Origin of the sequence: Bradyrhizobium sp. STM 3843, from assembly GCF_000239815.1 — a bacterium.
Taxonomy (GTDB): Bacteria; Pseudomonadota; Alphaproteobacteria; order Rhizobiales; family Xanthobacteraceae; genus Bradyrhizobium.
Genome location: NZ_CAFK01000024.1, coordinates 68,486 through 93,103 on the forward strand (window position 1 = coordinate 68,486; position 24,618 = coordinate 93,103).

Annotated in this window: 23 protein-coding genes; 11 read left to right on the forward strand and 12 right to left on the reverse strand. The window is 65.5% G+C overall.

Features of this window, described 5'->3' with window-relative positions; all coding sequences use genetic code 11:
* Nucleotides 1-13: 13 nt before the first annotated feature.
* On the reverse strand, nucleotides 14-352 hold the full coding sequence (locus tag BRAS3843_RS03915) for a hypothetical protein (RefSeq protein ID WP_008967425.1): 339 nt from the start codon (nucleotides 350-352) through the stop codon (nucleotides 14-16).
* A 446-nt stretch (nucleotides 353-798) separates the two neighbouring features.
* Here BRAS3843_RS03915 and BRAS3843_RS03920 point away from each other — a divergent pair, with 446 nt between their 5' ends.
* Nucleotides 799-1,572, forward strand: coding sequence for a hypothetical protein (locus BRAS3843_RS03920; RefSeq protein ID WP_139024718.1), 774 nt, complete (start codon nucleotides 799-801; stop codon nucleotides 1,570-1,572).
* A 25-nt stretch (nucleotides 1,573-1,597) separates the two neighbouring features.
* Here BRAS3843_RS03920 and BRAS3843_RS03925 read toward each other — a convergent pair whose 3' ends face one another.
* The 3 genes from BRAS3843_RS03925 to BRAS3843_RS03935 are packed head-to-tail and all read right to left on the reverse strand — an operon-like array spanning nucleotide 1,598 to nucleotide 5,404.
* Nucleotides 1,598-2,920, reverse strand: coding sequence for an MFS transporter (locus BRAS3843_RS03925; protein WP_050886348.1), 1,323 nt, complete (start codon nucleotides 2,918-2,920; stop codon nucleotides 1,598-1,600).
* A 25-nt stretch (nucleotides 2,921-2,945) separates the two neighbouring features.
* Nucleotides 2,946-4,427: an NAD(P)/FAD-dependent oxidoreductase gene (locus BRAS3843_RS03930; protein ID WP_008967428.1), complete on the reverse strand. Its 1,482-nt coding sequence runs from the start codon at nucleotides 4,425-4,427 to the stop codon at nucleotides 2,946-2,948.
* The gene (locus BRAS3843_RS03935; protein ID WP_008967429.1) at nucleotides 4,424-5,404 is read right to left on the reverse strand and encodes a LysR family transcriptional regulator; all 981 of its coding nucleotides are present in this window, start codon (nucleotides 5,402-5,404) and stop codon (nucleotides 4,424-4,426) included. Before BRAS3843_RS03935 ends, BRAS3843_RS03930 begins: the two co-directional genes overlap by 4 nt.
* Before the next feature lie 128 nt (nucleotides 5,405-5,532).
* On the opposite strand from BRAS3843_RS03935, the gene BRAS3843_RS03940 reads away from it, so the two are divergent.
* The 3 genes from BRAS3843_RS03940 to BRAS3843_RS03950 are packed head-to-tail and all read left to right on the forward strand — an operon-like array spanning nucleotide 5,533 to nucleotide 7,750.
* Nucleotides 5,533-6,693: a PLP-dependent cysteine synthase family protein gene (locus BRAS3843_RS03940; RefSeq protein WP_008967430.1), complete on the forward strand. Its 1,161-nt coding sequence runs from the start codon at nucleotides 5,533-5,535 to the stop codon at nucleotides 6,691-6,693.
* The gene (locus tag BRAS3843_RS03945; RefSeq protein WP_008967431.1) at nucleotides 6,690-7,181 is read left to right on the forward strand and encodes a hypothetical protein; all 492 of its coding nucleotides are present in this window, start codon (nucleotides 6,690-6,692) and stop codon (nucleotides 7,179-7,181) included. Before BRAS3843_RS03940 ends, BRAS3843_RS03945 begins: the two co-directional genes overlap by 4 nt.
* The gene (locus BRAS3843_RS03950; protein ID WP_008967432.1) at nucleotides 7,178-7,750 is read left to right on the forward strand and encodes a peroxidase-related enzyme; all 573 of its coding nucleotides are present in this window, start codon (nucleotides 7,178-7,180) and stop codon (nucleotides 7,748-7,750) included. The genes BRAS3843_RS03945 and BRAS3843_RS03950 overlap by 4 nt, the downstream gene beginning before the upstream one ends.
* Before the next feature lie 71 nt (nucleotides 7,751-7,821).
* Here BRAS3843_RS03950 and BRAS3843_RS03955 read toward each other — a convergent pair whose 3' ends face one another.
* From BRAS3843_RS03955 to BRAS3843_RS03980, 6 genes are all read right to left on the reverse strand, one after another.
* Nucleotides 7,822-8,718: a hypothetical protein gene (locus BRAS3843_RS03955; protein ID WP_008967433.1), complete on the reverse strand. Its 897-nt coding sequence runs from the start codon at nucleotides 8,716-8,718 to the stop codon at nucleotides 7,822-7,824.
* A complete protein-coding gene (locus BRAS3843_RS03960; protein ID WP_008967434.1) occupies nucleotides 8,718-8,960 on the reverse strand; it encodes a hypothetical protein in 243 nt (80 codons plus the stop codon). The genes BRAS3843_RS03955 and BRAS3843_RS03960 overlap by 1 nt, the downstream gene beginning before the upstream one ends.
* Nucleotides 8,961-9,272: 312 nt before the next feature.
* Nucleotides 9,273-9,656: an MAPEG family protein gene (locus BRAS3843_RS03965; RefSeq protein ID WP_008967436.1), complete on the reverse strand. Its 384-nt coding sequence runs from the start codon at nucleotides 9,654-9,656 to the stop codon at nucleotides 9,273-9,275.
* Between the two features lie 70 nt (nucleotides 9,657-9,726).
* A complete protein-coding gene (locus BRAS3843_RS03970; RefSeq protein ID WP_008967437.1) occupies nucleotides 9,727-10,971 on the reverse strand; it encodes an MFS transporter in 1,245 nt (414 codons plus the stop codon).
* Nucleotides 10,972-11,096: 125 nt separating this feature from the next.
* Nucleotides 11,097-11,507, reverse strand: coding sequence for a hypothetical protein (locus tag BRAS3843_RS03975; protein WP_008967438.1), 411 nt, complete (start codon nucleotides 11,505-11,507; stop codon nucleotides 11,097-11,099).
* 135 nt (nucleotides 11,508-11,642) lie between these two features.
* Entirely contained in the window at nucleotides 11,643-12,299 is a 657-nt protein-coding gene (locus tag BRAS3843_RS03980; RefSeq protein WP_008967439.1) for an Mpo1-like protein, read from the reverse strand.
* Between the two features lie 618 nt (nucleotides 12,300-12,917).
* Here BRAS3843_RS03980 and htpG point away from each other — a divergent pair.
* Nucleotides 12,918-14,792 carry a molecular chaperone HtpG gene (htpG, locus tag BRAS3843_RS03990; RefSeq protein WP_035980786.1) on the forward strand — a complete coding sequence of 625 codons (1,875 nt, stop codon included), beginning with the start codon at nucleotides 12,918-12,920 and terminating at the stop codon, nucleotides 14,790-14,792.
* Here the strand turns inward: htpG and BRAS3843_RS03995 are convergent.
* Complete coding sequence (locus tag BRAS3843_RS03995; protein WP_008967442.1) at nucleotides 14,789-15,826, reverse strand: tripartite tricarboxylate transporter substrate binding protein; 1,038 nt, start codon at nucleotides 15,824-15,826, stop codon at nucleotides 14,789-14,791. The two genes, htpG and BRAS3843_RS03995, sit on opposite strands and share 4 nt — an antisense overlap.
* A gap of 177 nt (nucleotides 15,827-16,003) precedes the next feature.
* Between BRAS3843_RS03995 and BRAS3843_RS04000 the strand changes: the two genes are divergently transcribed.
* From BRAS3843_RS04000 to BRAS3843_RS04025, 6 genes are all read left to right on the forward strand, one after another.
* Nucleotides 16,004-17,821, forward strand: a complete 1,818-nt coding sequence (locus BRAS3843_RS04000; RefSeq protein WP_008967444.1) for a long-chain-acyl-CoA synthetase — start codon at nucleotides 16,004-16,006, stop codon at nucleotides 17,819-17,821.
* Nucleotides 17,822-17,955: 134 nt separating this feature from the next.
* A complete protein-coding gene (locus BRAS3843_RS04005; protein ID WP_008967445.1) occupies nucleotides 17,956-18,201 on the forward strand; it encodes an acyl carrier protein in 246 nt (81 codons plus the stop codon).
* Entirely contained in the window at nucleotides 18,188-19,585 is a 1,398-nt protein-coding gene (locus BRAS3843_RS04010; protein WP_008967446.1) for a fatty acid--CoA ligase family protein, read from the forward strand. The genes BRAS3843_RS04005 and BRAS3843_RS04010 overlap by 14 nt, the downstream gene beginning before the upstream one ends.
* On the forward strand, nucleotides 19,578-20,309 hold the full coding sequence (locus BRAS3843_RS04015; protein WP_008967447.1) for an SDR family NAD(P)-dependent oxidoreductase: 732 nt from the start codon (nucleotides 19,578-19,580) through the stop codon (nucleotides 20,307-20,309). The genes BRAS3843_RS04010 and BRAS3843_RS04015 overlap by 8 nt, the downstream gene beginning before the upstream one ends.
* Before the next feature lie 110 nt (nucleotides 20,310-20,419).
* Nucleotides 20,420-22,714 carry a heavy metal translocating P-type ATPase gene (locus BRAS3843_RS04020; protein WP_008967448.1) on the forward strand — a complete coding sequence of 765 codons (2,295 nt, stop codon included), beginning with the start codon at nucleotides 20,420-20,422 and terminating at the stop codon, nucleotides 22,712-22,714.
* Nucleotides 22,715-22,860: 146 nt separating this feature from the next.
* Nucleotides 22,861-23,526, forward strand: a complete 666-nt coding sequence (locus BRAS3843_RS04025) for a Crp/Fnr family transcriptional regulator (RefSeq protein WP_008967449.1) — start codon at nucleotides 22,861-22,863, stop codon at nucleotides 23,524-23,526.
* Nucleotides 23,527-23,653: 127 nt separating this feature from the next.
* On the opposite strand, the gene BRAS3843_RS04030 is transcribed toward BRAS3843_RS04025, so the two are convergent.
* Nucleotides 23,654-24,304, reverse strand: a complete 651-nt coding sequence (locus BRAS3843_RS04030) for a c-type cytochrome (RefSeq protein WP_085966906.1) — start codon at nucleotides 24,302-24,304, stop codon at nucleotides 23,654-23,656.
* Nucleotides 24,305-24,618 lie beyond the last annotated feature (314 nt).

A 24,618-nucleotide genomic window follows, 5' to 3' on the forward strand; every position in this document is an offset into this window, starting at 1 on the left:
CAGCCTGATGCAGCTATGTCGGTGCCGGCCGGCAGTCCGTGTGCGCGATCTTTCCGCGTGCGTCGAAGGTGAACGCGATGCGCACGCGGCGGGTTTCGAAATCGGAGCAGTCGAGCAGGATGCGCTCACCGAAGGGGGAAATCTCTTCGAGAACGAAAGCCTCCGGAGCCGCTGCAGTCAGCTTCGATTGCCAATAGGCTGACAGCGCAGCGCGGCCGCTGATGACGATGCGGTCGCAGCGGCATTCGAGGCTGGCGCTCGGATCATAGAGATCTAGCAGGACGTCGAGCTTACGGTTCCTGCAGGCGTCGAGCCAGTCGACCACGAGCGCCATTTTGTCGAAATCGTCCACCGATCCAAGTTCTCGTCCTGCCCGCGACTGTCGCCCTCCGCCAAGGGGATGGCATAGGCACGGAGCACTGAATGGGGCGTGAACGCTTCGTTTGCGCGGCTTCATGGGATCTCAAGGACTCCTTGACCCGCATCCGACGCGTTGCTCGCGACAAGAAAGCGTTAGCTGCAACCTGAGGGATTTTTGTGGAGCACTTGCGACTGAAGGAAGAATGATATCAGCGTGGGGCGCGAGCCGGTTTTGGCCCCGGCGACCTGCTGTTGGCTTGAGCGAGCACGCGCGCTCCGTCGCGGTCATCACGGTCGCCTTGTATCAGCGCCGTGATCGGCCTCGCGCGATCGCGCATGACGCGGTTGCGCTGATGATGGAGCGCATTCCCTTGCCGCGCTCATCAGGTCGCGTCATGAAGTCGGCAGGACCGGATGGGTGGTGCGACGGATGCGGACATGATGCTCGCCATCAAGCTTGCGGTGACCCCGCTGATGATGCTGGCGATTTCGCTCGCCGCGCGGCAATGGGGGACGTTCATCGGCGGCCTCCTGTCGGGCCTGCCGCTGACCTCCGGGCCGATCTCGGTGTATCTCGCGGTCGAGCAGGGAACGGCTTTCGCACAGCGTGCGGCGATCGCCTCGCTGGCCGGGCTGGCGGCCGTGCTCACCGGCTATGTTGCCTACGCGGTGCTGACGCGCGTCAGCACGCTCGCATCGGCCTGCATGCTCAGCCTTGTCGTTTTCTGTGCGTCTGCCTGGGCCTTGCTTGGGCTGCAGTCGCCGGTGCTTGCGGTTGCCGTCGTCCTGATCACGGTGGCCATTCTGCTGCGGCTCACCAAGGAGGAGATTGGGGCGCCGCGGGTCGCGGATGGAGGCCCGGCGATCAGCCTGCCGGTGCGGCTTCTCACCGCGGCTGCTATGGTGCTGTTGACGACGAGCTTCGCGCGCATTCTCGGGCCCGACATCTCAGGCGTCGTGTCGCTGATTCCGGTGATCGCCTGGCCGCTCACTCTGTTTGCGCATCTCGAAGGCGGCCGCGACAATGCGCTGCGGGTGGTCAGGGGCAATGCCATCGGCGCGGTCGGCGTCGTCTCGTTCTATCTGGTCGTGGCGCAGCTGATCCTGTCCTATGGTCCGCTCGCGGCCTTCTCGGCCGCAACCGTCGCGGCAGTGCTGGCCGCATTCGGTGTCGTGCTTCTGCTGCGGCCGCGCCGAGTCCGCGTGCTCTGATCCGTTGGCGGGATCGCAAGCCCTCTCAGCCGTTTGGCGTGCGCAGCGGAAGCGTTGCGGGCGCGGGCGTCTCCACGATGATCTCGCGCGGATCGCCGCGCATGGCGATCACGGCGATGAGCCCGAGGCCGACGCCGATCATGACATAGAAGATCGGCGCCAGCGGCGAGCCGGTCAGCGCGATCAGCCAGGTCACGAAGAACTGCGCGAAGCCGCCGAAGATCAGCACCGCGACGTTGTTGACGATGGAAAGCGAGGTGGACCGGATGCGCACCGGGAACAGCTCGACCAGCGCGGTGCAGTAGACGCCGAGGAAGAAGGCGCCGAAGCAGCCGATCACGATCTGGCAGACCAGCAGTTTGCCGATCGAGGGCGCCGCGATCACCCAGGCATAGAGCGGGTAGAGCAGCACGAAATAACCGATCAGCGACACCAGGAGCAGCGGCTTGCGTGGATAGCGGTCGGACACGGCGCCGGCGAGCGGCACGACGACGATCATCACCACCGCGGCGATCAGCTGCACCAGATAGCTCTGCATCAAGGGTAGCTTGAGCACCTCCTTGGCATAGGTGACGGTGTAGCCGAAGGTGACGTAGAACGAGACGGCGCTGGCGACCACCATACCCATGCCGATCAGATAGTTGCGCCCCGGATATCTCAGCGCGGCCGCAAAGCCCTCTCTGTGTGTTGCGGCCCTGATGCGGGACGACACCTCCGGCTCGACGATCTTGGCGCGCATCACGAACAGGATCGGCACGATGGCCAGCCCGACGATGAAGGGGATGCGCCAGGCGCCGGCATTGAGCTGCTCCGGCGTGAACACCAGGGTGATGCCGGCGCCGAGCGTGGCACCGAGCGCATTGGCGATCAGCTGGCCGCCGATCTGCCACGAGCCGAACAAGCCGGTGCTGCCGGGCGGCGCGGCCTCGATCAGGTAGGCGGTCGAGGTGCCGAACTCACCGCCGACCGAGAAGCCCTGCAGCAGCCGCGCGATCAGCACGATGAACGGCGCGGCGAGGCCGGCCGTGGCATAGGTCGGCGTCAGCGCCAACAGCGCGACCGACAGCGCCATCAGCGCCATGCCGAGCGTCATCGCGGCCTTGCGTCCCTTGATGTCGCCGAAATAGCCGAGCACGAGTCCGCCGACCGGCCGCATGAAGAAGCCGGTGCCGAACAGCGCTGTTGTCAGCAGCAGCGCGTTGATCTCGCTGCCGGGCACCTTGGGATCGACCGGGAAGAACAGGGTCTTAATGACAGGTGTCATCAGCGCGAACACCGTGAAGTCGTACCATTCCATCGCATTGCCGGCGATTGCCGCGACGATGGCCGTTTTGTTGGTCGTCTGCATGGGCGCGTGCCTGTTCGGTTCGGGGTCAGGTTGAAGCGTCGAGCGGGGCCGGCTGCGGCGCGGATGGGGCATCGGCATCGCGCCATTCGTCGCCGAGGATCTCCGGCGTCGCGAAGGCCTTCAGGTTCTCGAAATGCCGCTCGCGGTCATCAACAAACAGCCGCCGCACGATGCCGCGCGCCAGCCGGTCGGCGCCTTCGCTGATCGCGGGAATGTCGCCGGAGAGCTTGCCGTGGCTGAGCGTTGCCGGATAGTTGAAGCAGTGCAGCCGCGACAGAGCGGGGCAGGCGCCGGGCACTTTCTCCAGAAATTCGAAAGCCTCGCCGAGATCGGGTGAGGTTTCGAGCTCGGCATTCTCCATTCCCTTTGGGCTCGGAAAACGGTCGCGCCAGAAGCGGATGTGGGGCGCGAATTCGGCGAGCTCGGGCCGCAGCGCGAGGTCGACCTTGAAGCCGGTGCCGAAGATGATGAAGTCGATCTCGTAACGGCCCTTCGGCGTGGTCACCACGACATGATCATCGATCTCAGTGAGATCGGTGATCGGGCTCGCCAGGTGAAACTGCGCCTGCGGGAAGGCCGAGACTCGCAGCACCGAGGGCCGCGGCGGCGGCGTCTGCGCGTTCAATGTGTGATCGAGGAAGCGCCATTTCCATTCATCCGGCAGGCCGGCAAAGCCGTGCACCACGCCCTGGCTGCCGATGCCGGTGAACTTGTTGATGCGCGGAATATCGGCGCGGCGGATGAACAGATCGAGCCGCGCAGCACCCGCTTCGAGCGCGACGGCCGCATTGTCCATCGCGGAGGCTCCGGCGCCGACCATGGCGACGCGCTTGGTCTTGAGCTGCGCGAAATCGATCATGTCGGCGGTGTGGGCCCAGAAACGGCGATCGATCCGCTGAGCGATCTCCGGCACGTAGGGACCGCCGAGACCGTCGCGCCCGGTGGCGAGCACGACGTGACGGGCAAGGATCTGCCGCGCTGCACCGGCCTCGCTGATGTCGAGCGCCAGCAGGTCATCGCCGCGCGGCTGGATGCGCGCGACGGCAACCTCATTGCGGACCGGCAGATTGAGCATCTTGCGGTACCAGGTCAGATAATCCATCCACAGCGTCCGCGGCGCCCGATCGAGCGTCCGCCAGGCTTCGCGCCCGTATTGCGCCTCATAGAAGGCGCGGAAGGTGAGCGCCGGCAGGCCCATCGCGGGGCCGGTCAATTCCTTCGGCGAGCGCAGTGTGAGCATGCGGGCATAGGTGACCCAGGGCCCTTCCTGGCCGGCCTTGGCGCGGTCCAGCACGACATGATTGTCGACGCCGAAACGGGTGAGCATCGCGGAGGCCACCAGCCCGGCCATGCCGCCGCCGACGATTACGACGTCGGTCACCTCCTGCCCATCGACCAAGCGGCGCGGCACCCATGATTTGGCCGGCCACTCCAGCCAAGAGAGGTCCTGGCGCAGGCGGGCTTCCAGCGCGGCGAGGCCCGCGGCGTCGGGGGACAGCATCGTCATCGGTCGGCTCTCTCGAATTGAGGAGTGTCGTCGCTCGCATCAGTGAAGGCGACGCTCCCCTCGTGCAGCCTCGCGCCGGGCATCAAGGTCACGGCTGCGCGCAGCGCATCGTTGAGAGCGGCGAGCGTCGGGGTGAGTTCGCGTCCGGCTGGCGAAATCGCGGCGAACAGGAACGGGATGGCGACGTCGAGCCGTCGCGTCACGACGCCGGCGATCTCGAGGCTCGCGGTCGCGACCGGCTCGACGATGGCGATGCCGAGTGACTGCTTGGCCATGGCGACCGCGGTCAGCGAGGCGTTGGTCTCGATCATCTCCTGTGGCCTGACGCCGGCGCGCTCCAGCGCGTCCTCGACGCGACGCCGCAGCCGGTAGGGATTGGCCATGGTCAGGAGCCTGCGCCCGCGGAGATCCTTGAGCCGGATCACTTTCTTCTTCGCAAGCGGATGGTCGGCGGCCAGACACGCGACGCACGGCACCTCGCAGACCCATTGCACGTCGAGACCGGGATGCTGGATCGGCAGGCTGGCCAGGCCGAAATCGACCGACTGCGACAGCACGGACTGCGCGACATTCTCCGCCGAGAGCGACTGCACGTGAACATGGCCCGGCAGCAGGTCGCCATTGATGGCGGCGAGCGCGACCGGGACGATTCCTGCGGCGAGCGCCGGGATCGCGGCGAGACTCAGCACGGGCAGGGCGCCGGCGCCGATCGCCGCGGCGCGTTCGCGGACATGCTTCAGCCCGAGCAGCAGCCGCTCGACTTCGGCGTGGAACAGCACGCCCTTCGGGGTCGGCGTGATCCGCGGACCGTTGCGCGAGAACAGCAGATAGCCGACGTCGGCCTCGAGATCCTGGATCTGCCGCGTCACCACGGGCTGTGAGCGCCCCAGCAGCTTTGCAGCGGCCGTGATGCTGCCCGCGGACATCACCGCGGCAAAGGCCTCGAGCAGCCGGATGTCGATCACGTCATCATGCATACCAGGTATTATGCACCCGCGTTCATTTGCTTGAAGCATAAAGTTTAGCCGGCCTCTGCCGGATCATTCATCAGAAGAATGATAGATAAGCCTTGATGCGAAAATTGTATTATGGTCCCTTGCGTCTCATGTCGACACCCCCTTCCGTCTTGCACCAAGCTGCCGCCGGACCGAGCTTCCGCCGCGGCTGGGCCGACGATGCGGTGGCGGCGATCGAAGCCGACCAGTGCCGCACCGCGGACACGCATCTGATCCGGCTGATCGTGCCGGTGCTGGCGGGCATTGACATTTATCTCAAGGACGAATCGACCCATCCGACCGGCAGTCTGAAGCACCGGCTGGCCCGCTCGCTGTTTCTCTACGCGCTCTGCAACGGACACATCCGCGAGGGGACGCCGGTGGTCGAGGCGTCGTCCGGCTCGACCGCGGTTTCGGAGGCGTATTTCGCGCAGATGATCGGCGTGCCGTTCTACGCGGTGATGCCGCGCACCACCTCGGCCGAGAAGATCGCGGCGATCGCGCACTATGGCGGCAACTGCCACCTGATCGACGATGGGCACGCGCTCTACGCCGAGGCGGCCGCGCTCGCCGAGCGCCTCGGCGGCCACTACATGGATCAGTTCACCTTCGCCGAACGCGCGACCGACTGGCGCGGCAACAACAACATCGCCGAGTCGATCTTCAATCAGCTCGCCGGCGAGCGCCACCCGGTGCCGGAGTGGATCGTGATGGGCGCCGGCACCGGCGGCACCTCGGCAACCATCGGGCGCTATCTGCGCTACCGCCGCTATCCGACCCGGCTGTGTGTCGCCGATGTCGAGCATTCGGCCTTCTTCGATGCCTTCTGCAGCGGCGATTGCGCGCGGGTGTGCGAGCGGCCGTCGCTGATCGAAGGGGTGGGGCGGCCGCGCTGCGAACCGTCCTTCGTGCCGGGCGTGGTCGATCGCATGATGAAGGTGCCGGATGCGGCCTCGATCGCGGCGATGAACGTGCTGACGCGGCGGCTGCCGCGCGCGGTCGGCGGCTCGACCGGGACCAATTTCCTGGCGCTGTGCCGGCTGGCGGCGGAGATGCGCCGCGCCGGCCAGAGCGGATCGCTGGTGACGCTGATCTGCGACTCCGGCGAGCGCTATCGCCAGAGCTACTACGAGCCGGGTTGGCTCGCGGGGCGCGGGCTGGATCCCGCGCCTTACGAAGCCGCGCTGACGGCCTTCCTGCAGACAGGCGAGCCGCTGACCATCTCGGTGCAGGATGCGGACAACCCCTGCCATTCGCGAGGAGATGCATGACGACGCTGATCGAAAAGCTTGCCGGCGTGCCGCCGGACTCCAAGCTCGGGGCGGCGCTCAAGGTGCGCGCCGAGGTGCTGCGCCTGAGCGAGGCGGCGCATGATGCCGTGCTGGTGCCGCGCGAGCCCGGTGGTCTGAGCCACGCGCTGCGGGCGGCGCTGGCGGCGCGGATGTGCCGTCACGTCGGCAACGCTGCGCTGGTGGCGCATTACGAAGGCTACCTCGCGCATGGCGGGGATGCCGAGGTCGCGCCGCTGGCGCATCCCGGCGGCTCAATCGGCGATCCGCGGCGGGACGCGATGGCCCGTCACGCTGACATGCTGACGCTGGCACCGCGGCAGGCCACCCGCGGCGACATCGAGGCGTTGAAAGCGGCTGGCGTGAGCGAGCCCGACATCGTCCGGCTCTCCGAGCTCGCGGCTTTCGTGAACTACCAGCTGCGCGTGATCGCCGGCTTGACGTTCTTGAAGGAGGTCGAGGGGCGATGAAAAAGCCGGTTCACGAATTCACGGCTGAGGTTCCCGAATGGTCGCCTTACGTGACCCCGGTCGATTTCGAGACGGCCACGCCGGAGCAGCGCGCGGCCATGAAGATCACGCCGTCCAACAAGGGCGTTTCGGCCTATGTTCTGACGCTGGCGCACGATCCGGAATCGCTCGATGTTCGTTCGCCGCTGTTCAACCTGATCATGTACGGCAAGGACGGCCTTGCCTCCGCGGAGCGCGAGCTCGGCGCGACCGCTGCTTCGGTCGTCAACCGCTGCATCTATTGTACCGCGGTGCACACCTCGCGCTTTCTCAATCTGACCAAGCGCACCGACGTGGTCGATGCGATCTTTGCCGACGAGCGCAATGCAAGGCTAGAGCCGCGCCACCAGGCGCTGTTCGACTTCGCCGCCAAGCTGTCGACGACACCGATCGAGGCCAGCGCCGATGATGCCGCCAAGTTGAAGGACGTCGGGCTCAGCGAGCTGGAGCAACTCGATCTGGTGCTGTCGGCCGCGATCTTCGGCTGGGCCAACCGGCTGATGCACACGCTCGGCGAACCGCTGGCCTGACCTGGCCGGTGTCCTGACCCGAACCGCACTCGCTGTCGTGGTGATTCCCGCGGGCACGGTTTGCCGTCCGGCTATTTCTTCCAGAGCGAGACCGCGGCCTTCAGGATCGTGTCGCCATAGCCGTCGGCGAAGTCGCGCACCGCGAGCCGGATGCCTTCCACTGAAAAGCCGCTGCGCCACAGCGCCGGATCCTCGACGATCTTCTGCTTCCAGAACAGGAAGGCGTGATCGAAACTGTCCTGGCTGTTGTAACGCGACATGTCGACGACCAGCACCAGCTTGTCCGGAACGCCCCGCGTGTTCGACGGTGACCAGCCGATCAGGAACGGGCCGTCTTCGCCGAAGGTCGCGCCCTGCTTCTCGGCATCGGCGATCGCGGAGTCGCCGCCAAACAGGTCGTAATGGTCGATCGCGAAGTTGCAGTCGTCCCTGACGGCCTCCGCCGCGGCCGGATTGTCCAGCGGCCATATGGTCAGCATCTGGTCGCTGACGGCAACGCTGCTCGGGATCAACGCTTGCGGTGGGATGGAGGCGACGAAGGACGTGCAGGCCATCAGCAGGCGGCTGCGGGTTGCGGGCGTCGGCCGCGCGCGGAAAGCGACCACGCCATAGGCGCCGATCGAGGGCGGCGGAATATCGGCGCTGCGCAGATAGGCGCGCACCGGGACCAGATGCCCAACGTCGGTCAGCGTGCCCGTGGTGTGTGATGCAGCGCCCCCGGCGTCAAAAGGTAGCAGATGCCCGATCGAGCCGCCGGTTTCGCGTATGGCATTGCCGATGGGAGGAGGACGATACTCATGCTCGAAACGCGGGCGCAGCTCTGCAGGCCTCGAGGGAGAGGCGCGCTTCACGCATGTGCCGGATATCTCTTCCTCGTCGGGCGCGCAGGTCAGCGCCTGGCCGGGGCGCGGCGCTGCCAGAAGCAGCAGCACGGAGCAGCCGAGGACCAATTGTGCGAGTCTGCCCATCAGCCGCGCCCCTTGGTTTTGCGACGGCCGGCGTGAAGCTGTCCGGCGCGTGGCGCCGGTCCTGAAGGAAGCAATGCGGCAAGCCGGATGAACAGGGCGCCAAACGCGTTGACGACCAGAACCACGCAGACCACGACGAAGGTGGTGCCGCCAGCGGTGACCGGCTGCAACCAGGCGACCGCCGCGATCGCAAAGGCAATTCCGACCACCGAAAGAATGGTATGCTGCTGCAAGACACCCATTGCACTGTCCGGCAATTGTCGCGCGCGGCCGCCACGAAGGCACGCGACGTGACGTCGAAAGGGCGCTGGCGATGCAGCATTCGCGCCGCATCGGGCTCAATAAATCGCTGAAATCGAAAGGATACTAAACCGAGGGATGTGGTGAAGACAAGACAGCAGCAGGCCGCCTGCAGGCCTGCGTGCTGAAGCAGATCGAGCTGCAACAGCGGAGCTCGCGCCGTCGGTCGCGATTTTTCTGCGGGGCCAGCCGGCTGATGCAGGCGTCGCGACCAGCCTCTGGTCTGATGCCGCTCCTGTCGAGAAACAGTACTCTCACACCACGAGCGCGGCGGCGAGCACGAGTCCGCAAATGTAGGTGAACAGCGCCCCGATGGCCCGCAGCGGGTTGGCCTGATTCAGCGGCCCGCCCCACAACAGCCCCGCCACGATCAGCAGACGCGCAGCGGTGGCAACGACGATCACGGCGTTGATCCAGGCAGGTGCGCCATGTGCGGCGTACCACAGGAACAGCACTGCGAAGAACGGTGCATATTCCGCGGTATTGCCGTGCGCCCGCACGGCCCGATGCACCGGGTCGGTCGGCCCCGTGTCGTGGCCGATGCCCTTGGCGTGGCGCTTGCGCGTGATCGAAACATTGAGGCCAAGCCCGAACAGCAGCAGGCCGAGCAAAGCGGTGCAGATGGTGGCGATGGTCACATTGCAATCCCCCGGGCGTGACAGACGCGGGAGAAATAGCAGGATCGCACGCGGAATCGCTAGCGGCTGCTCAATCCACGAACCTGATACCGCGCGCCTCGCGCCCCAGTGCCGTGAGCACCGCAATCACGATCGCGACCACCGCAGCCACGCCGGCGAGTGCGAACGCATAGTTGCCGCCGTAATGCGCCGCGATGCCGGCCTGCAGCGGCGCGTTCACCGAGGCGATGAGATTGCCGAGCTGGTAGACGAAGCCGGGGAAGGTGCCGCGGGCGTCGGATGGCGACAGCTCGTTCAGATGCACCGGGATCACGCCCCAGGCGCCCTGCACCATGAACTGCATCAGGAAGGCGCCGGTCGCGAGCAGTGCGATGCTGCCGCCATAGGCCCAGAGCGGAATGACGGGCAGCGACAGGATGGCCGCGATGACGATGCAGCGGCGCCGGCCATACCGTTCGGACAGCGCGCCGAACAGCAATCCGCCGCAGATGGCGCCGAGATTATAGATGATCGCGACCAGGCTGACCTCATGCGCCGAAAGCTTGTGCTGCAGCTCCAGGAAGGTCGGATAGATGTCCTGGGTGCCGTGGCTGAAGAAATTGAACGCGGTCATCAGCACCACGGCATAGAGGCCGAGGCGCCAGTGCTGGCGCAGCAGCTGCAGCACATTCGTGCGTTCTGCGGTACGGCTTCGCTCGAAAGCAGGGGATTCCGGCACGTTGCGACGGATGTAGAACACGAGCAGCGCCGGAATCACGCCGATCATGAACATGCCGCGCCAGCCGATCACGGCAAACAGGAGCCCATAGACGATCGAGGCCAGGAAGTAGCCGGTTGGATAGCCGGACTGCAAAAGGCCGGACACGAAACCCCGTGCGTGCGGCGGGATCGATTCCATCGCGAGCGAGGCGCCCACGCCCCATTCGCCGCCCATTGCGATGCCGTAGAGCGCCCGCAGCACGAGCAGCGCGGTCAGGCTTGGCGCGAAGCCGGAGGCAAATTCGAGGAGCGAATAGAGCAGCACGTTGACCATCAAGGCCGGCCGGCGCCCCCACCGGTCGGCGGCGCGGCCGAACAGCAGCGCTCCGATCGGCCGCATCGCGAGCGTCAGCAGGATGGCAAAGCTGACGTCAGAGACCTCGGTGTGAAATTCGGCCGCAATGTCCTTGAGCACGAAGACGAGCAGAAAGAAGTCGAACGCGTCGAGCGTCCAGCCCAGAAAGCTCGCCGTGACGACGTGTTTCTGCTCACGCGTCCAGCCGGCGAACGGCCCTGCGACGTCGGATGCGGGAACGTGGCCTGCGATCGTCCGCATTCGGCGGCAGTCCTTGTCGTCGTGGCGCGCCAACCATTCATTTTGCGGCGTTGCAGCGGCCAGGGCCGCGCGCCAGGCGCCACCATCATGGGCGCGCGCCTGACGCTTGCGCCGTCATTTGGCATTCAAGGCTGCGTCGCACGCAGCTCGATCGTGATCGGTGCGGCGGTCCGCTTGGTCGCCGGCTCGGCCGGCAGCTGCAGCACGCGGGCGCGCTGGCCAGTGGCGAGGTCGGTGAGCTTGACGATCCGGCCGTTGGCGAATTCCAGCGCGTCGTGATGTTCGGTCGGCTTGTTGGTGTCGACCTTGCGGAAACGGGCCAGCTGCGCGCCGACCTTGCGGCGGAAGAACAGGCCCTTGATGCGAACGTCGTCCTCGAAGGCGAGCTCGGTACCCGGACGCAGGCACACCGCGGTCAAAGGATCTTCTTTGCTGCAGAAGCCGCGGGTCTCGGTGCCTGGGAAGCGGCAGGAGACCAGCACGTCCGAAAGTTCGGCATCGCGGGACGAAACGGTATGCAAGCTGTAGTCACACATGGGGAGAAGCTCCTGATGCCCACCAGCACTAAGCCGCAACGGCAGACATTGAGAGTTGTTCCATGCTAGAGTGATGCTTTCAGGCGGGCCACCACTCCCGCCGCCGGTGGCGGCGGAAGCGGTATGAATGTGCCCTCAGGTCAGGTGCGCCGCTTCCTCGGCTTCGACCTCGTCATCGGCCGCGCCCCAGTGCGAGGCGTCCTTGATGGTCGGATCGATCAGTTCGCCGCGGGCGAGCGCCAGAGGTGACTTCCAATAGAGCGCGATGTTGTGGAACGGGTCGCTCAGCACCTTGAGCGCCCAGATCACCCCGGTCGGGACGTCCTTGATTGCGAATAGCTGGATCACCCGGAACAGGCCACCGCCGATCCCGACCGCGAGCCAGAGCAGTCCGACATGACGGACGAAGTCCATCCGGCTGGTGGGCTCGGCGAACAGGCCGAACAGGGTCGGGAAGAAGAACAGCATGACCGGGACCATGCCCCACACCAGCAGCAGCACGATCTTGCGCTTCTGGTTGTAACCGACCTTGACGGATTCCTTGTACTCGTTGGTCACGTCGTTGACCGCGTCGTAGCCGTTCGGCTCGAAGAAGAAATGACCGGTCTGTCGGGTCAACATCGCGAGCCATCCGATCAGGCCGGCCAGCGCCGGGTCCTTGAACAGGAGCGCGTAGGTGACCAGGAAGATCACGGCGCTGATCAGGTGCAGCGTCTGATTGATCCGGCTCTGATGATAGTAGCGATAGTCGTCGAAGCGTTGCGTCTGCAGGGTCTTGTTGAAGCTCGCCATGCGAATCCCCGTGCCGTTGTGAAGTGCGGCGCGAGGCGTAAGCCGGTTCGGTGAAGCTTGCGTGACATTATGATGTTGTCACAATGAAACCGGCAGTGCGAAAGTTATTTGTTGCATATGCAACTAATTAGGCGCGTCGAGCGAGGGGCGGACCATCGGACAAGATGCCCAGAGGCGCCAAGGTCAGTCATTGATCCAGATCAAAAACTGCGAAAGCAGGCTGTCGTCTCTCGAAAGAAGGCCTCCACCGCCTGATCATGGGCGCACGGCGAGTTCCGGCTGGGAAGCCTTGACCGACCGGTTCGGGCCGCGGCTAGTGACGCTTCGGGCGCGCTCCTGCTCGGTGCCGCACTGGGCTTGGCAAGCCGGGCGACGGCGATGATGCAGTTCCTGCTGACCTATGGTCTTCTGGTCGGCCCGGCGGCAGGGAGGCTTCTGGCATGTCTCCAGAGTACCAGGCCTTGTCTGAGAAGCCCGCGGGAGGCGACGGCCGCGGAAGACATCCTTGGCCAGGTTGATTTCCACGCGGTCGTCTCGCCTGAGCGGGTGGGTCCCGAGGCTTGATCTCGATGGTTGTCGCGCTATATCGACGGCACCTTCCAATCCATGGGCAGACGCATGACGATGACCGACACCGCCGCCGTGTCCCACCGCTTTCAAGCCGAGGTTTCCGAGCTGCTGCATCTGATGGTGCACTCGGTCTATTCCGAGACCGAGATTTTTCTGCGCGAGCTGATTTCCAACGCCTCCGACGCCTGCGACAAGCTGCGCTACGAGGCGATCGCGAAGCCCGAGCTGATCGGCGACGGCGAGGCCCCGAAGATCCGCATCATCCCGAACAAGGCCGCCGACACCCTGACCGTCGCCGATACCGGCATCGGCATGGATAAGGAGGAGCTGGTCGAGCATCTCGGCACCATCGCCCGCTCCGGAACCAAGGCCTTCGTCTCGCGGCTCGCCGAGGCCAAAGACGGCGCCGGGCTGATCGGTCAGTTCGGCGTCGGGTTCTATTCGGCGTTCATGGTTGCAGACCGCATCGTCGTGATCAGCCGTCGCGCCGGAACCGACGAGGTGTGGACCTGGACGTCGTCGGGCGGCGCCGGCTTCGAGATCGCGCCGGCCTCCGAGGAGGACGCCAAGCGCGTGACCCGCGGCACCGAGATCGTGCTGCACCTCAAGGATGACGCCAAGAAATATCTCGAGGCCTACGAGATCGAGCGGATCGTCACCGCCTATTCCGACAACATCCAGTTTCCCATTCTGCTCGTGCCCGAGGAAGGCGAGCCGCGCCAGATCAATTCCGCCAGCGCGCTGTGGCAGCGCTCGAAGTCCGAGCTGACCGCCGAGGACTACAAGCAGGCCTACAAGTCGATCGCGAACGCGTTCGACGAGCCGGCGATGACCCTGCATTATCGTGCCGAAGGCCGCTATTCCTATGCCGTTCTGCTGTTCGCGCCCTCGACCAAGCCGTTCGACCTGTTCGAGCCGGCACGCAAGGGCAAGGTGAAGCTGTATGTGCGGCGCGTCTTCATCACCGACGATGCCGATCTGCTGCCGGCCTACCTGCGCTTCATCCGCGGCGTGATCGACAGCGAGGATCTGCCGCTCAACATCTCCCGCGAGATGCTGCAGAACAACCCGCAACTGGCGCAAATCCGCAAAGCCGTGACCGGCCGCGTCATCAGCGAGCTGGAGCAGCTTGCGGAGAAGGATGCCGACAACTTTGATAAGATCTGGGACGCGTTCGGCGCCGTCATCAAGGAAGGCCTCTATGAGGACTACGAGCGTCGCGACAAGCTGCTGGCGCTGTCACGCTTCACGACTACCGCGGGCGAGCGGCGGTCGTTGAAGCAATACGTCGCCGACTTCAAACCGAACCAGACCGAGATCTATTTCCTGGTCGGCGACAGCGTCGAGCGACTGAAATCCAATCCGCGGCTGGAGGCCGCCAAGGCGCGTGGCATCGAGGTGCTGCTGTTGACCGACCCCGTCGACGCCTTCTGGACCTCGTCGCGACTCGACTATGACGGCAAGCCGCTGAAGTCGCTGAGCCAGGGTGACATCGACTTTGACCTGATTCCGCTCACGGAGGAGAAGGCCGAGGATGAGTCCAAGCCGGCCGCCGACGAGGCCGAGACCATCGCGCTGATCAAGGCGAGCCTCGGCGAGCGCGTCACTGACGTGAAGGTCTCGACCCGGCTGACCACGAGCGCCTCCTGCCTCGTCGCCGGCAGTCATGGTCCGGATCGCGAGCTGGAGCGCATCCTGTCGCAGCAGGCGCGCGGCGCGCGGTCGAAGCCGATCCTCGAGATCAATCTGCGGCACCCGCTGGTGGTGGCGATCGCCAAGGCCGCTGCCGACAAGGCCAAGGTCGACGACATGGCGTTCCTGCTGCTGGAGCAGGCTCAGATTCTCGATGGCGAACTGCCGGAGGATCCAGCCGCCTTCACGGCGAGGCTCAACCGGCTCGTGCTCTACGGCGTTGCGGGCTAATCGGTCTTGTGGACGTCCAGCAGCGCGACGATCTTGCGCCAGCGGGCGATTTCGGCCGCGAACAATGCGTCGTACTCGCTGACATTGCCCGTCAGCGGGATCGCGCCCAGCGCGGCATAGCGTTCCCGGATCGCGGGATCAGACAAGGCGGCATTGATCTCGCGGTTGAGAAGCTCGACGATGGGGCGGGGCGTGCCACGTGGCACTGCCACCCCATAGAAGCCGGACGTATCGAAGCCGGGTAGGATGTCTGTGATCTGCGGCAAGTCGGGCAGAGTGTCCGATCGGGTCTGGGTGGTCACTGCAATTGCACGGAGCTTGCCGGCCTTCACCATCTCCAATGCGGACGGGATGTTGTCGAACGCGGCATGGACGTGGCCTGAGGCGACGTCGACCAAAGCGGGAGTCGAGCCGCGGTAATGGACGATGTTCCATTTGATGCCGGCCTTGCTTCGGAATAGCTCTGCTGAGAGGTGCTGGACGGTGCCGGGGCCGGCCGTCGTCACGCTGAGCTTGTCTGGATTGGCTTTAGCATAGCCGACGAATTCGCTGAGGTTACGGACCGGCAGGTCATTGTTGACCAGCAGCAGCAGCGGTGTGCGGGCCATGCCGGCAACCGGCGTGAGATCTTTGGTCACATCGAACGGCAGCGACGGATCGAACGAGGCCCCGATGACATTGGCGGTCGATGTTGCCAGGATCGTGTAGCCGTCCGGCGCGGCCTCGATCACGCTGCGGGTTGCGACGTTGCCGCCGGCGCCCGGCCGGTGTTGCAGCGCGAACGGCTGGCCGAGCCGCGCCGTCAGCCGCTCGCAAAGCCCGGTCGACAATTGGTCGGTCGCGCCGCCCGGCGCGAAGGGGATGACCCAGGTGACCGGTCGAGACGGATAGGATTGCGCCCATGCCGCGACCGTGCGCGCGAGCGGACTCACGGCCAATGCGGACCAGCCTGCAGAGCGCAGCCAGGCGCGTCTGGTCAGTGTCACATCCTTGACGGCTTCCGTTACCGATCCCGTCACCGATCCCTTGGGCATGCCAGCCTTCACATTGGCAGGTTTCGCCGATCTACATCCTACACGCGATTTTCCCTCAACTTCGTAAAAGACCCATATCGGAACATGTGCGGTGGACTCGGTCTGGATTAACCCTGCCGGTTAACGGCTGCGCAGGCCGGACCGCTTATATGGAGCCGAGACAGGCGGTGGTCGGCAATGAATTCTGGGCTCTTGGATCGGTCGGCAGACCGGCCGCGGCTGGGCGGAAAGCCCTCGGCGGCGAAGGCCTGGCTCAACGCGATTGAGCTGACCGCGCGGATTGAAGCGCAACCGGCGCGGCTGTTCGCCGACGTCATCGACGATTGGGCGCTCGCGGCACCGGAGCGGCCGGCGCTGATCTCCGCGTGCGAGAGCTTCAGCTATCGCGAGCTTGCGAGGCGCATTAACCAATATGCACGCTGGGCGCTCGCTGCCGGCATCGCCCCGGGCGAGACGGTCTGCCTGATGATGCCCAGCCGCCCGGATTATCTGGCGGCGTGGCTCGGCATCAGCCGCATCGGTGGCGTGGTCGCGTTGATCAATACCAACCTGGTCGGAGCGTCGCTCGCGCATTGCATCGATGTGGCGAGCCCTAAGCATGTGATCGTCGCGGACGCGTTCGCCGCAGCCTATCAGGAGGCCGCACCGCTGCTCCGGGCCGCGCCAGAGGTCTGGACCCATGGCAGCCGGCAGGATGCGACCGATATCACTGCTGCGCTCGCGCGGATCGAGGGCGGCGCGCTGTCTCCGGCCGAGCGGCGCGAGGTCACCATCAACGACCGCGCGCTCTTGATCTACACCTCCGGCACGACCGGCCTGCCGAAGGCCGCGAGCATCAGCCATCGCCGCATCCTCAATTGGGGCGGCTGGTTCGCCGGGCTGACCGGCGCCACGGCGGACGACCGGCTCTACGATTGCCTGCCGGTCTATCATTCCGTCGGCGGCATCGTCGCCCCCTGCAGCATGCTGCGCGCCGGGGCCAGTGCCGTGCTGGTCGAGAAGTTCTCGGTGCGAAACTTCTGGCCCGACATCGTTCGGCACGATTGCACGCTGTTCCAATATATCGGCGAGCTCTGCCGCTATCTGTTGAAGGCAGGGCCGTCGCAGCTCGATCGCGCGCATCGTCTGCGGCTCGCCTGCGGCAACGGGCTGCGCGGCGATGTCTGGGAGGCGTTTCAGGCACGCTTTGCGATCCCGCAGATCCTCGAATTCTACGCCGCAACCGAAGGCAATTTCTCGCTCTACAATGTCGAGGGCAAAGCGGGATCGATCGGCCGCGTGCCATCACTGCTTGCGCATCGTTTCCCGGCTGCGATCGTCCGGATCGATCAAGAGGCAGGCGGCGTCATGCGCGGCGCGGACGGGCATTGCGTGGCTTGTGCGCGCGGCGAAGTCGGCGAGGCGATCGGGCGCATCGGCACCGCCGATTCCGGCGGCGGCCGTTTCGAAGGCTATACCGACGCAGGCGAGACCGAGAACAAGATCCTGCGCGACGTCTTTGCGCGCGGCGACGCCTGGTTTCGCACCGGCGACCTGATGCGGCAGGACGAGCAGGGCTTCTTCTATTTCGTCGACCGCGTCGGCGATACGTTCCGCTGGAAGGGTGAGAATGTCGCGACCGGCGAAGTCAATGCCGCGATCCTGCAATGTCCCGGCGTCGTCGAAGCCGCCACCTATGGCGTGGCCGTGCCGGGCGCGGATGGCCGTGCCGGAATGGCCGCGCTGGTGATCGATCAGCGTTTCGATCTCGCGGTCTTCGCGATCGAGCTGGCGCGCCGCCTGCCGGCCTATGCGCAGCCGGTCGCCTTGCGCATCGCGGCCTCGCTCGATGCGACCGAAACCTTCAAGCAGAAGAAGCAGCAATTGATGCAGGACGGGTTCGATCCCGGGACGTTGCGCGATCCGCTGTTTGTCAGGGACGCTGCGACGGGAATCTACCATCCGCTCGACGCGGCCACCTATGCGCGGATCGCTTCCGGCGCGATCCGTCTGTAGGCGAGCGGGATTTTACTCATACTGACCGCAATGCATTTACCAATGCGAGGAAAGATCGCGTCGAGCTCCGCCTTCCTTCACTTTTTCGTTTTATCATCCGCTTCAGCAAATTTAGCGAAAAGGCGGGTTCGTTCATGTCGGCACGGTTAAGGATCATCGCGGCGATGAAGCAGATTGCCGAGGAGCAGAAGGTCAAGCTGCCGCCGCTCGCCGATGATCTGACGCTCAACGAAACCGGCTTCGATTCGCTCGCCTTCGCGATCCTGGTGGCGCGCCTGGAGGACGATCTCGGCGTGGACCCGTTCACGCTCGCCGAAGATGCGGTGTTCCCGCACACCGTGGGCGATTTCATCAGGGCCTATGAGAATGTCCCCGCGTGAGGTCTTCGCGCTCCGCGACCATCTCGGTCCCGAACTGACGGGGCGCACGATCTCCGATCCGCGGCATCTGTTGCGGCTTTCCGATCTCACCGTTCAGAGTTGCCTTGCCGGCCGAAGCAATGAGCTCGATGGGCGCGCGGTGCTGCTCGCCACCTCCGGCCAGCTGCTCGCAGGCCTTGCGATGATCGAGATCGATGGGGTCGCACGGCGCATGCTGCTGTGTCCGCCCGACCTCAAGCCGGAATACCTCGCGAGTGTCATCTCCGATGCCGAGATCGATACTGTCGTGACCGACCAGCCGGAGCGCTTTGCGGATTGCGGCGTCGACCGCGTGCTTGCAGTCGGGCTGCCGCGAGAGGTGGAGTGCCGCGGGCAAACGACGCGTGCGACCGAATGGCTGATGCTGACCTCGGGCACGTCGGGCGTGCCGAAGATTGTCCGCCACACCCTCGAAGGCCTGTGCGGGGCGATCATCGGCGACAGACCGGCGCCGGGTGCGTCGCCGGTCTGGGCCACGTTCTACGATATCCGCCGCTATGGCGGCCTGCAGATCTTCCTGCGCGCGATCGTCGGCGGCGGCTCCATGGTGCTGTCCGATCCGGACGAGATGCTCGCCGATCATGTTGCGCGGTTGAAGGCGCGCGGCGTCACCCATATGTCCGGCACGCCGTCGCATTGGCGCAAGCTGCTGATGAGCGGCGCGGCCAGCGGCTTTGCGCCGCGTTATGTGCGGCTGTCCGGCGAGATCGCCGACCAGGCCGTGCTCGACGGCCTGGCGCTGGCGTTTCCAAACGCCTCGATCGGCCATGCCTATGCCTCGACCGAAGCCGGCGTCGGCTTCGCCGTCAACGACGGCCGCGAAGGTTTTCCGGCTGGTCTTCTCGGTGCAGGGGAAGGTCCAGGGCGCGATGGGGTCGACATGAAGGTGGTCGACGGCTCGTTGCGCATCCGCTCCAAGCGCGCCGCGCAGGCCTATGTCGGCCGCAATGCCGCCGCTCTCACCGACGCGGATGGCTTCGTCGATACCGGCGACATGGTCGAGCTGCGCGGCGACCGCTACTACTTCGTCGGCCGCCGCAACGGCATTATCAATGTCGGCGGCCTCAAGGTTCATCCCGAGGAGATCGAGGCGGTCATCAACCGCCATCCGGAGGTGCGGATGGCGCGAGCCAAATCGCGCAAGAGCCCGATCACCGGCGGCATCGTCGTCGCCGACGTGGTTCTGACCGAAGGCTGCGACGACAGCCACGCGGCTGGCCTTCGCGATGAGATCGTGGCCGCGTGCCGGGCCAGCCTGGCGCCGCACAAGGTGCCGGCGATGATCCGCTTCGTGCCGGCGCTCGATGTGACCGCGGCCGGCAAGCTGGCGCGTACCGATGCGTAATGTCCTGGTCACCGGAGGCAGCCGCGGCATCGGGCTTGCGATCGCGCGCCGCCTGGCGGGCGCCGGCTATGACGTCATCGCGGTGGCGCGCCGCGACAGCGCCGAGCTCAACGCCGCGATCGCCGAGTTTAGCGCCAGCAGCGGCGGCATTCATTTCCGCGCCTGCGATCTGAGCGCGGTCGAGGCGATCCCGGCCTTCGTCAAATCGGTCCGCGATGAGTTCGGTCCGATCCATGGCCTCGTCAACAATGCCGGTCTCGGCACCGAGGGCCTGCTCGCGACCATGCACAATTCCGAGATCGAGGCGCTGGTGCGGCTCAACGTGCTGGCTCCGATGATCCTGACGAAATATGTCGTCCGTCACATGATGGCGGCGGGCGAGGGGCGCATCGTCAATATCTCCTCGATCATCGCCGGCACCGGCTACAATGGCCTCTCCGTCTACGGGGCGACCAAGGCGGCCGCCAACGGCTTCACCCGCTCGCTGGCGCGCGAGGTCGGCAAGCTCGGCATCACCGTGAACGCGGTCGCGCCCGGCTTCATCGCAACCGAGCTGACGCAGAGCATGGACGACGCGCAGCGCCAGCGCATCGCCGGCCGCAGCGCGCTGCGCCGGCTCGCCGAGGCCGAGGATGTCGCGGCGATGGTCGAATATCTGTTCGGCGAGGGTGGTCGTAACATCACCGGCACGGTGCTCACGGTCGACGCCGGGAACACCGCCTGACTCAGCTGCGTCCGGTTCGCAGAAACCGCATCTCAACCGTTGATTTCGGTCAAGCCTGAGGCGGCCTTCCGCAGCGATAGTGCAGGTCATCTTCACGGAACCTGCCGGTCATGGTCGAGCGCCTTCTGCGGTGGACACTCGTTGCAATCGCGGTCGCTGGGCTGGCCGCGGGCGGTATCGCTCACGCGCTGGGCCGCCCCGAACTCGCCGATCTCGCCTTCACGCTCGCAACGGTGCCGGTGATCGCCGGCCTGGTCGTATCGATCATCAAGGATGTTCTTGCCGGCCGGATCGGCGTCGACGCCATCGCCCTGGTGTCGATGACCGCGGCGATCGTGCTGCGACAGCCGCTGGCCGGGGCCGTGGTGGCGTTGATGTATGCCGGCGGCAATGTGCTGGAGGACATTGCGGTCGCGCGCGCCGAACATGATCTGCGCGCGCTGGTCGACCGCGCCCCGCACGAGGCGCATCGCCGGACCGACGATCACATCGAGGATGTGCCGGTCGGCGATGTCGCAATCGGTGATCGCCTGATGGTGCGCGCCGGTGAGATCGTGCCGGTGGACGGCATCATCGAATCGGCCGTTGCTGTTGTCGACGAATCGGCGCTGACCGGCGAGCCGATCCCGGTGACCAAGCCGCGCGGCACCGCGATCCTGTCCGGCTCGTTGAACGCTGGCGAGACCTTCGACCTGTCGGTGACCGCGACCGCCGGCGAAAGCACATATGCCGGCATCGTCAAGCTGGTGACGGCGGCACAGACCGCGAAGGCGCCGTTCGTGCGGATGGCGGACCGTTATGCGCTGATCTTCCTGCCCGTGAGCCTCGCGATTGCCGCCTTGGCCTGGTTCGCCTCGGGTGATCTGACCCGCAGCCTCGCGGTGCTTGTCGCGGCAACGCCATGCCCGTTGATTCTCGCGGCGCCCGTCGCCTTCATCGCCGGAGTGGCCCAGGCCGCGCGCCGCGGCATCCTGGTCAAGGGCGGCGGCAAGCTGGAGGCGCTCGCGCGTGCGCACACCGTGCTGTTCGACAAGACTGGGACGCTGACGGTCGGCGGCGCGCGCTTGTTGTCGGTCGAAGCCGCGCCCGGCGAAGATGCCGATGCCGTGCTGCTGCTCGGCGCCTCGCTCGAGCAGGCCTCGCATCACGTAGTGGCGCATGCCATCGTGCAGGCAGGCCTCGCGCGTGGCTTCAGGCTCAAGGTGCCGGAGCAGGTGCGGGAGACGCTGGGCTCGGGGCTCGACGGGCTGATCGAGGGCCGGCGCATCGGCGCAGGCTCTCGCGACCTGATCCTGGCCAGCGGAAGCGCGCCGCCGTGGGCGGCCCGCGCGATCCGTCGCGCCTCCTGGCGCTCGGCGCTGATCGTCTTTGTCGCGGTCGAGCATCGTCCGGTCGGCGCGCTATTGCTCGCCGACGAATTGCGTGCCGATACGCCACGCGCCATTCGCCTGCTGCGCGAGGCAGGCGTCGCGCGGATGGTGATGGTGACCGGTGACCGCGCTGCAGCAGCGCAGGCGATCGGCGCGGCGCTGGATCTCGACGCCGTGCTCGCCGACCGCGTGCCGGCCGACAAGGTCGAGGCCGTCAGGACCGAACAGCGCCTGCATCCGACCATCATGGTCGGCGACGGCATCAATGATGCGCCGGCGCTCGCGGCCGCCGATGTCGGTATTGCGCTCGGCGCGCGCGGGGCCAGCGCCTCGTCGGAAGCCGCCGACGTCGTGATTCTCGCCGACCGGCTCGACCGGGTCGGCGAGGCGATCCTGATCGCCCAGCGCGCGCGGCGCATCGCGCTGCAAAGCATCGTCATCGGGATGAGCCTGTCGTTGCTCGCGATGGGCGCGGCGGCGCTCGGCTGGCTGCGGCCGGTGCCGGCCGCGCTGATCCAGGAGGCGATCGACGTGGCCGTCATCCTCAATGCACTGCGAGCATTGTGGCCGGCCTATCGCGGCCGCACCTCGCATATCACGCTCGAGGTCGGGCGCGAGCTTCGCCACGACCACCAGGCGCTGATCCGCGGCCTCGACCGGCTGAGATCGATCGTCGATGCCCTTGACGACGCGGCTGCCGAAGCGGCCACGGCCCTGATCACCGAGGCCAATCGGCTGGTGCAGGACCAGGTGGTCGCGCACGAACGTGACGACGAAGGCGCGATCTATCCCAAGCTCGCGAGGTTGTTGCAGGAGAGCCACGGGCTTTCCGCCATGAGCCGGGCCCATCGTGAGATCCTGCATCTGGCGCGGCTTCTGGCGCGCATCGCCGACGACCTGCCGACCGAGAAGATCGACCGCTATCTGATCCGCGATGCCCAGCGCGTCATCGAGGCGATCGAGACCCTGGTACGCATGCATACCGCGCAGGAGGACGACATCTACGAGGCGGTGGCCGAGCGCAGCGCGGCTTGAGGCCTGCATTGATCTAACGCAATACTGGCCGGCCGTGTGATGTCAAAATTTTTCTAGGAAAGCGGTGCCGGAGACTAGGAAAGCGGTGCCGGAGAAAAGCTGAGCTTGAGAAGCAAGAGTTTGGTGCTGGATATTTTGGTGGCTGCATGTCGTGGCCTGATAAAAACCTGACTCACGAGATTGATGCCAGAGCTTTCCTCGAAAGGACGAGCACCGGCGTCACGCTGGAGACTTATCTCAAGAATGAGAGGATATTCACGCAGGGCGACCCAGGCGATTCCATCGGGTACGTCCGGCGAGGCATGGTGAAGGCAACGATCCTGTCCGCAGTCGGCAAGGAGGCCATCGTCGGGATTTTTCAGCAGGGCCAATTCTTTGGCGAGGCTTGTCTAGCTGGAGCGAATGTCAGGACCGCGAATATAGTCGCGCTTGAGGACTGCGCGGTGACTTTGATCGCGCGTGACACGATGCTGTCACTGCTGCATATGGAGTCGGCATTTTCGGCGTTCTTCCTGTCTCATTTGATTTCCCGCAATGATCGCCTCGAAGGCGACCTGATCGACCAACTGTTGCATTCGACCGAGGAGAGGCTGGCACGGTTGCTCCTGCGACTGGCCGATCTTCGTGAGGGCAACGATAAGCCCGTCCCGGTGTCCCTGAGCCAGGAGACGCTAGCTGAGATGATCGGCACGACGCGATCGCGGGTCAGCACCTTCATGAATAAGTTTCGTGAGCGCGGCTTCATCAGCTACGACAGCCGCGGTCGGATTCAAGTCTATGCGACGCTTTTGCTGTCGGTGCTGGGCAGCTGACCTGAAGTCAGTCGGCGTCGCCGCCAACGGCTGCCGGCATTCGTCGATCGGTTCCCAAGAGCATACGAAGTCGGCGCAGGCCGTTAGTCGTCGCGCCGCACAACGAGTGCGGATGTGAGCGCCGACTTCAGTCCAGGTCACTAAGATAGGCGGCAACCGCCTTGATTTGCGCCTGCGTGAGATTGTGCGCGATCGGCGCCATGATGTCCGAATTGTCGGGCTTCGCCTTGTCCTGGCCGCGCTCTTTGCTCCAGTTTGTGAGTTTACTGATGATGTAATCATGAAGCTGGCCGGCGAGCCGCGGAAAGGCTTCGGCGCCTTTCGCATCTGCGCCATGGCAAGATGCGCAGGGCGGTACTTCCGCCGATGGGATTCCTTGTTCGTAGATGCGCTGTCCTTCTCCCGCGAGCTCTTTCGAGCCGCCGCCAAGTGGCTTCGGGTTGAGAGTCTGGAAACGTTCGGCGAGCGCCTTTTCCATCCCCGGGCTCAGTACATGCGCGACATTGAACATCACCGGATTGGTGCGGCGGCGCTCGACGAAAGCTTGCAGCTGGTTGATCAAGTAGTCGGGCTGCTGCCCGGCCAGGCGGGGCATTGGAAACGCACCGCGAAAGCCCTGTCCCGACAAGCCGTGGCAGGTTTTGCAGTAGCTGAGCTTGGCCTCTAACTCCGCCTTTGGAATCGCCCCTCCGCCACTATCCTCGGTGCGAGCGGAGGTGGCGAAACTGCCGATGACGATCGCCGCCAGCAATGCGCGTCCTAATGATCTCAAACTCATTCCAGGCCCCGGGAGCTGTCGTGATGAGCAAAGCGGAAGTCCGACAGCACGCCTCCCAGCCGGAGCCGTGCGGCCGTCTTGTTTCAGAAAGACATCACACGAAAGCATTTCTGTTCGCTGTTCTCTTTTGAACAGTCGCATTCAGTACCTCGCGGTTAGCTCACGGCAGGGGACATGTTTCGGTGCGTGCACGTGGAGCGTGTAGGATGGGGAGCGCAGCGCGAGTCTTGCGGGGCCGAAGCGGGCGATATCGTCGGGCTTGCAGATGGCTTGCTGTCGGCGCAGCCGCGCTCGTTGCCGGACTGTTCATTATC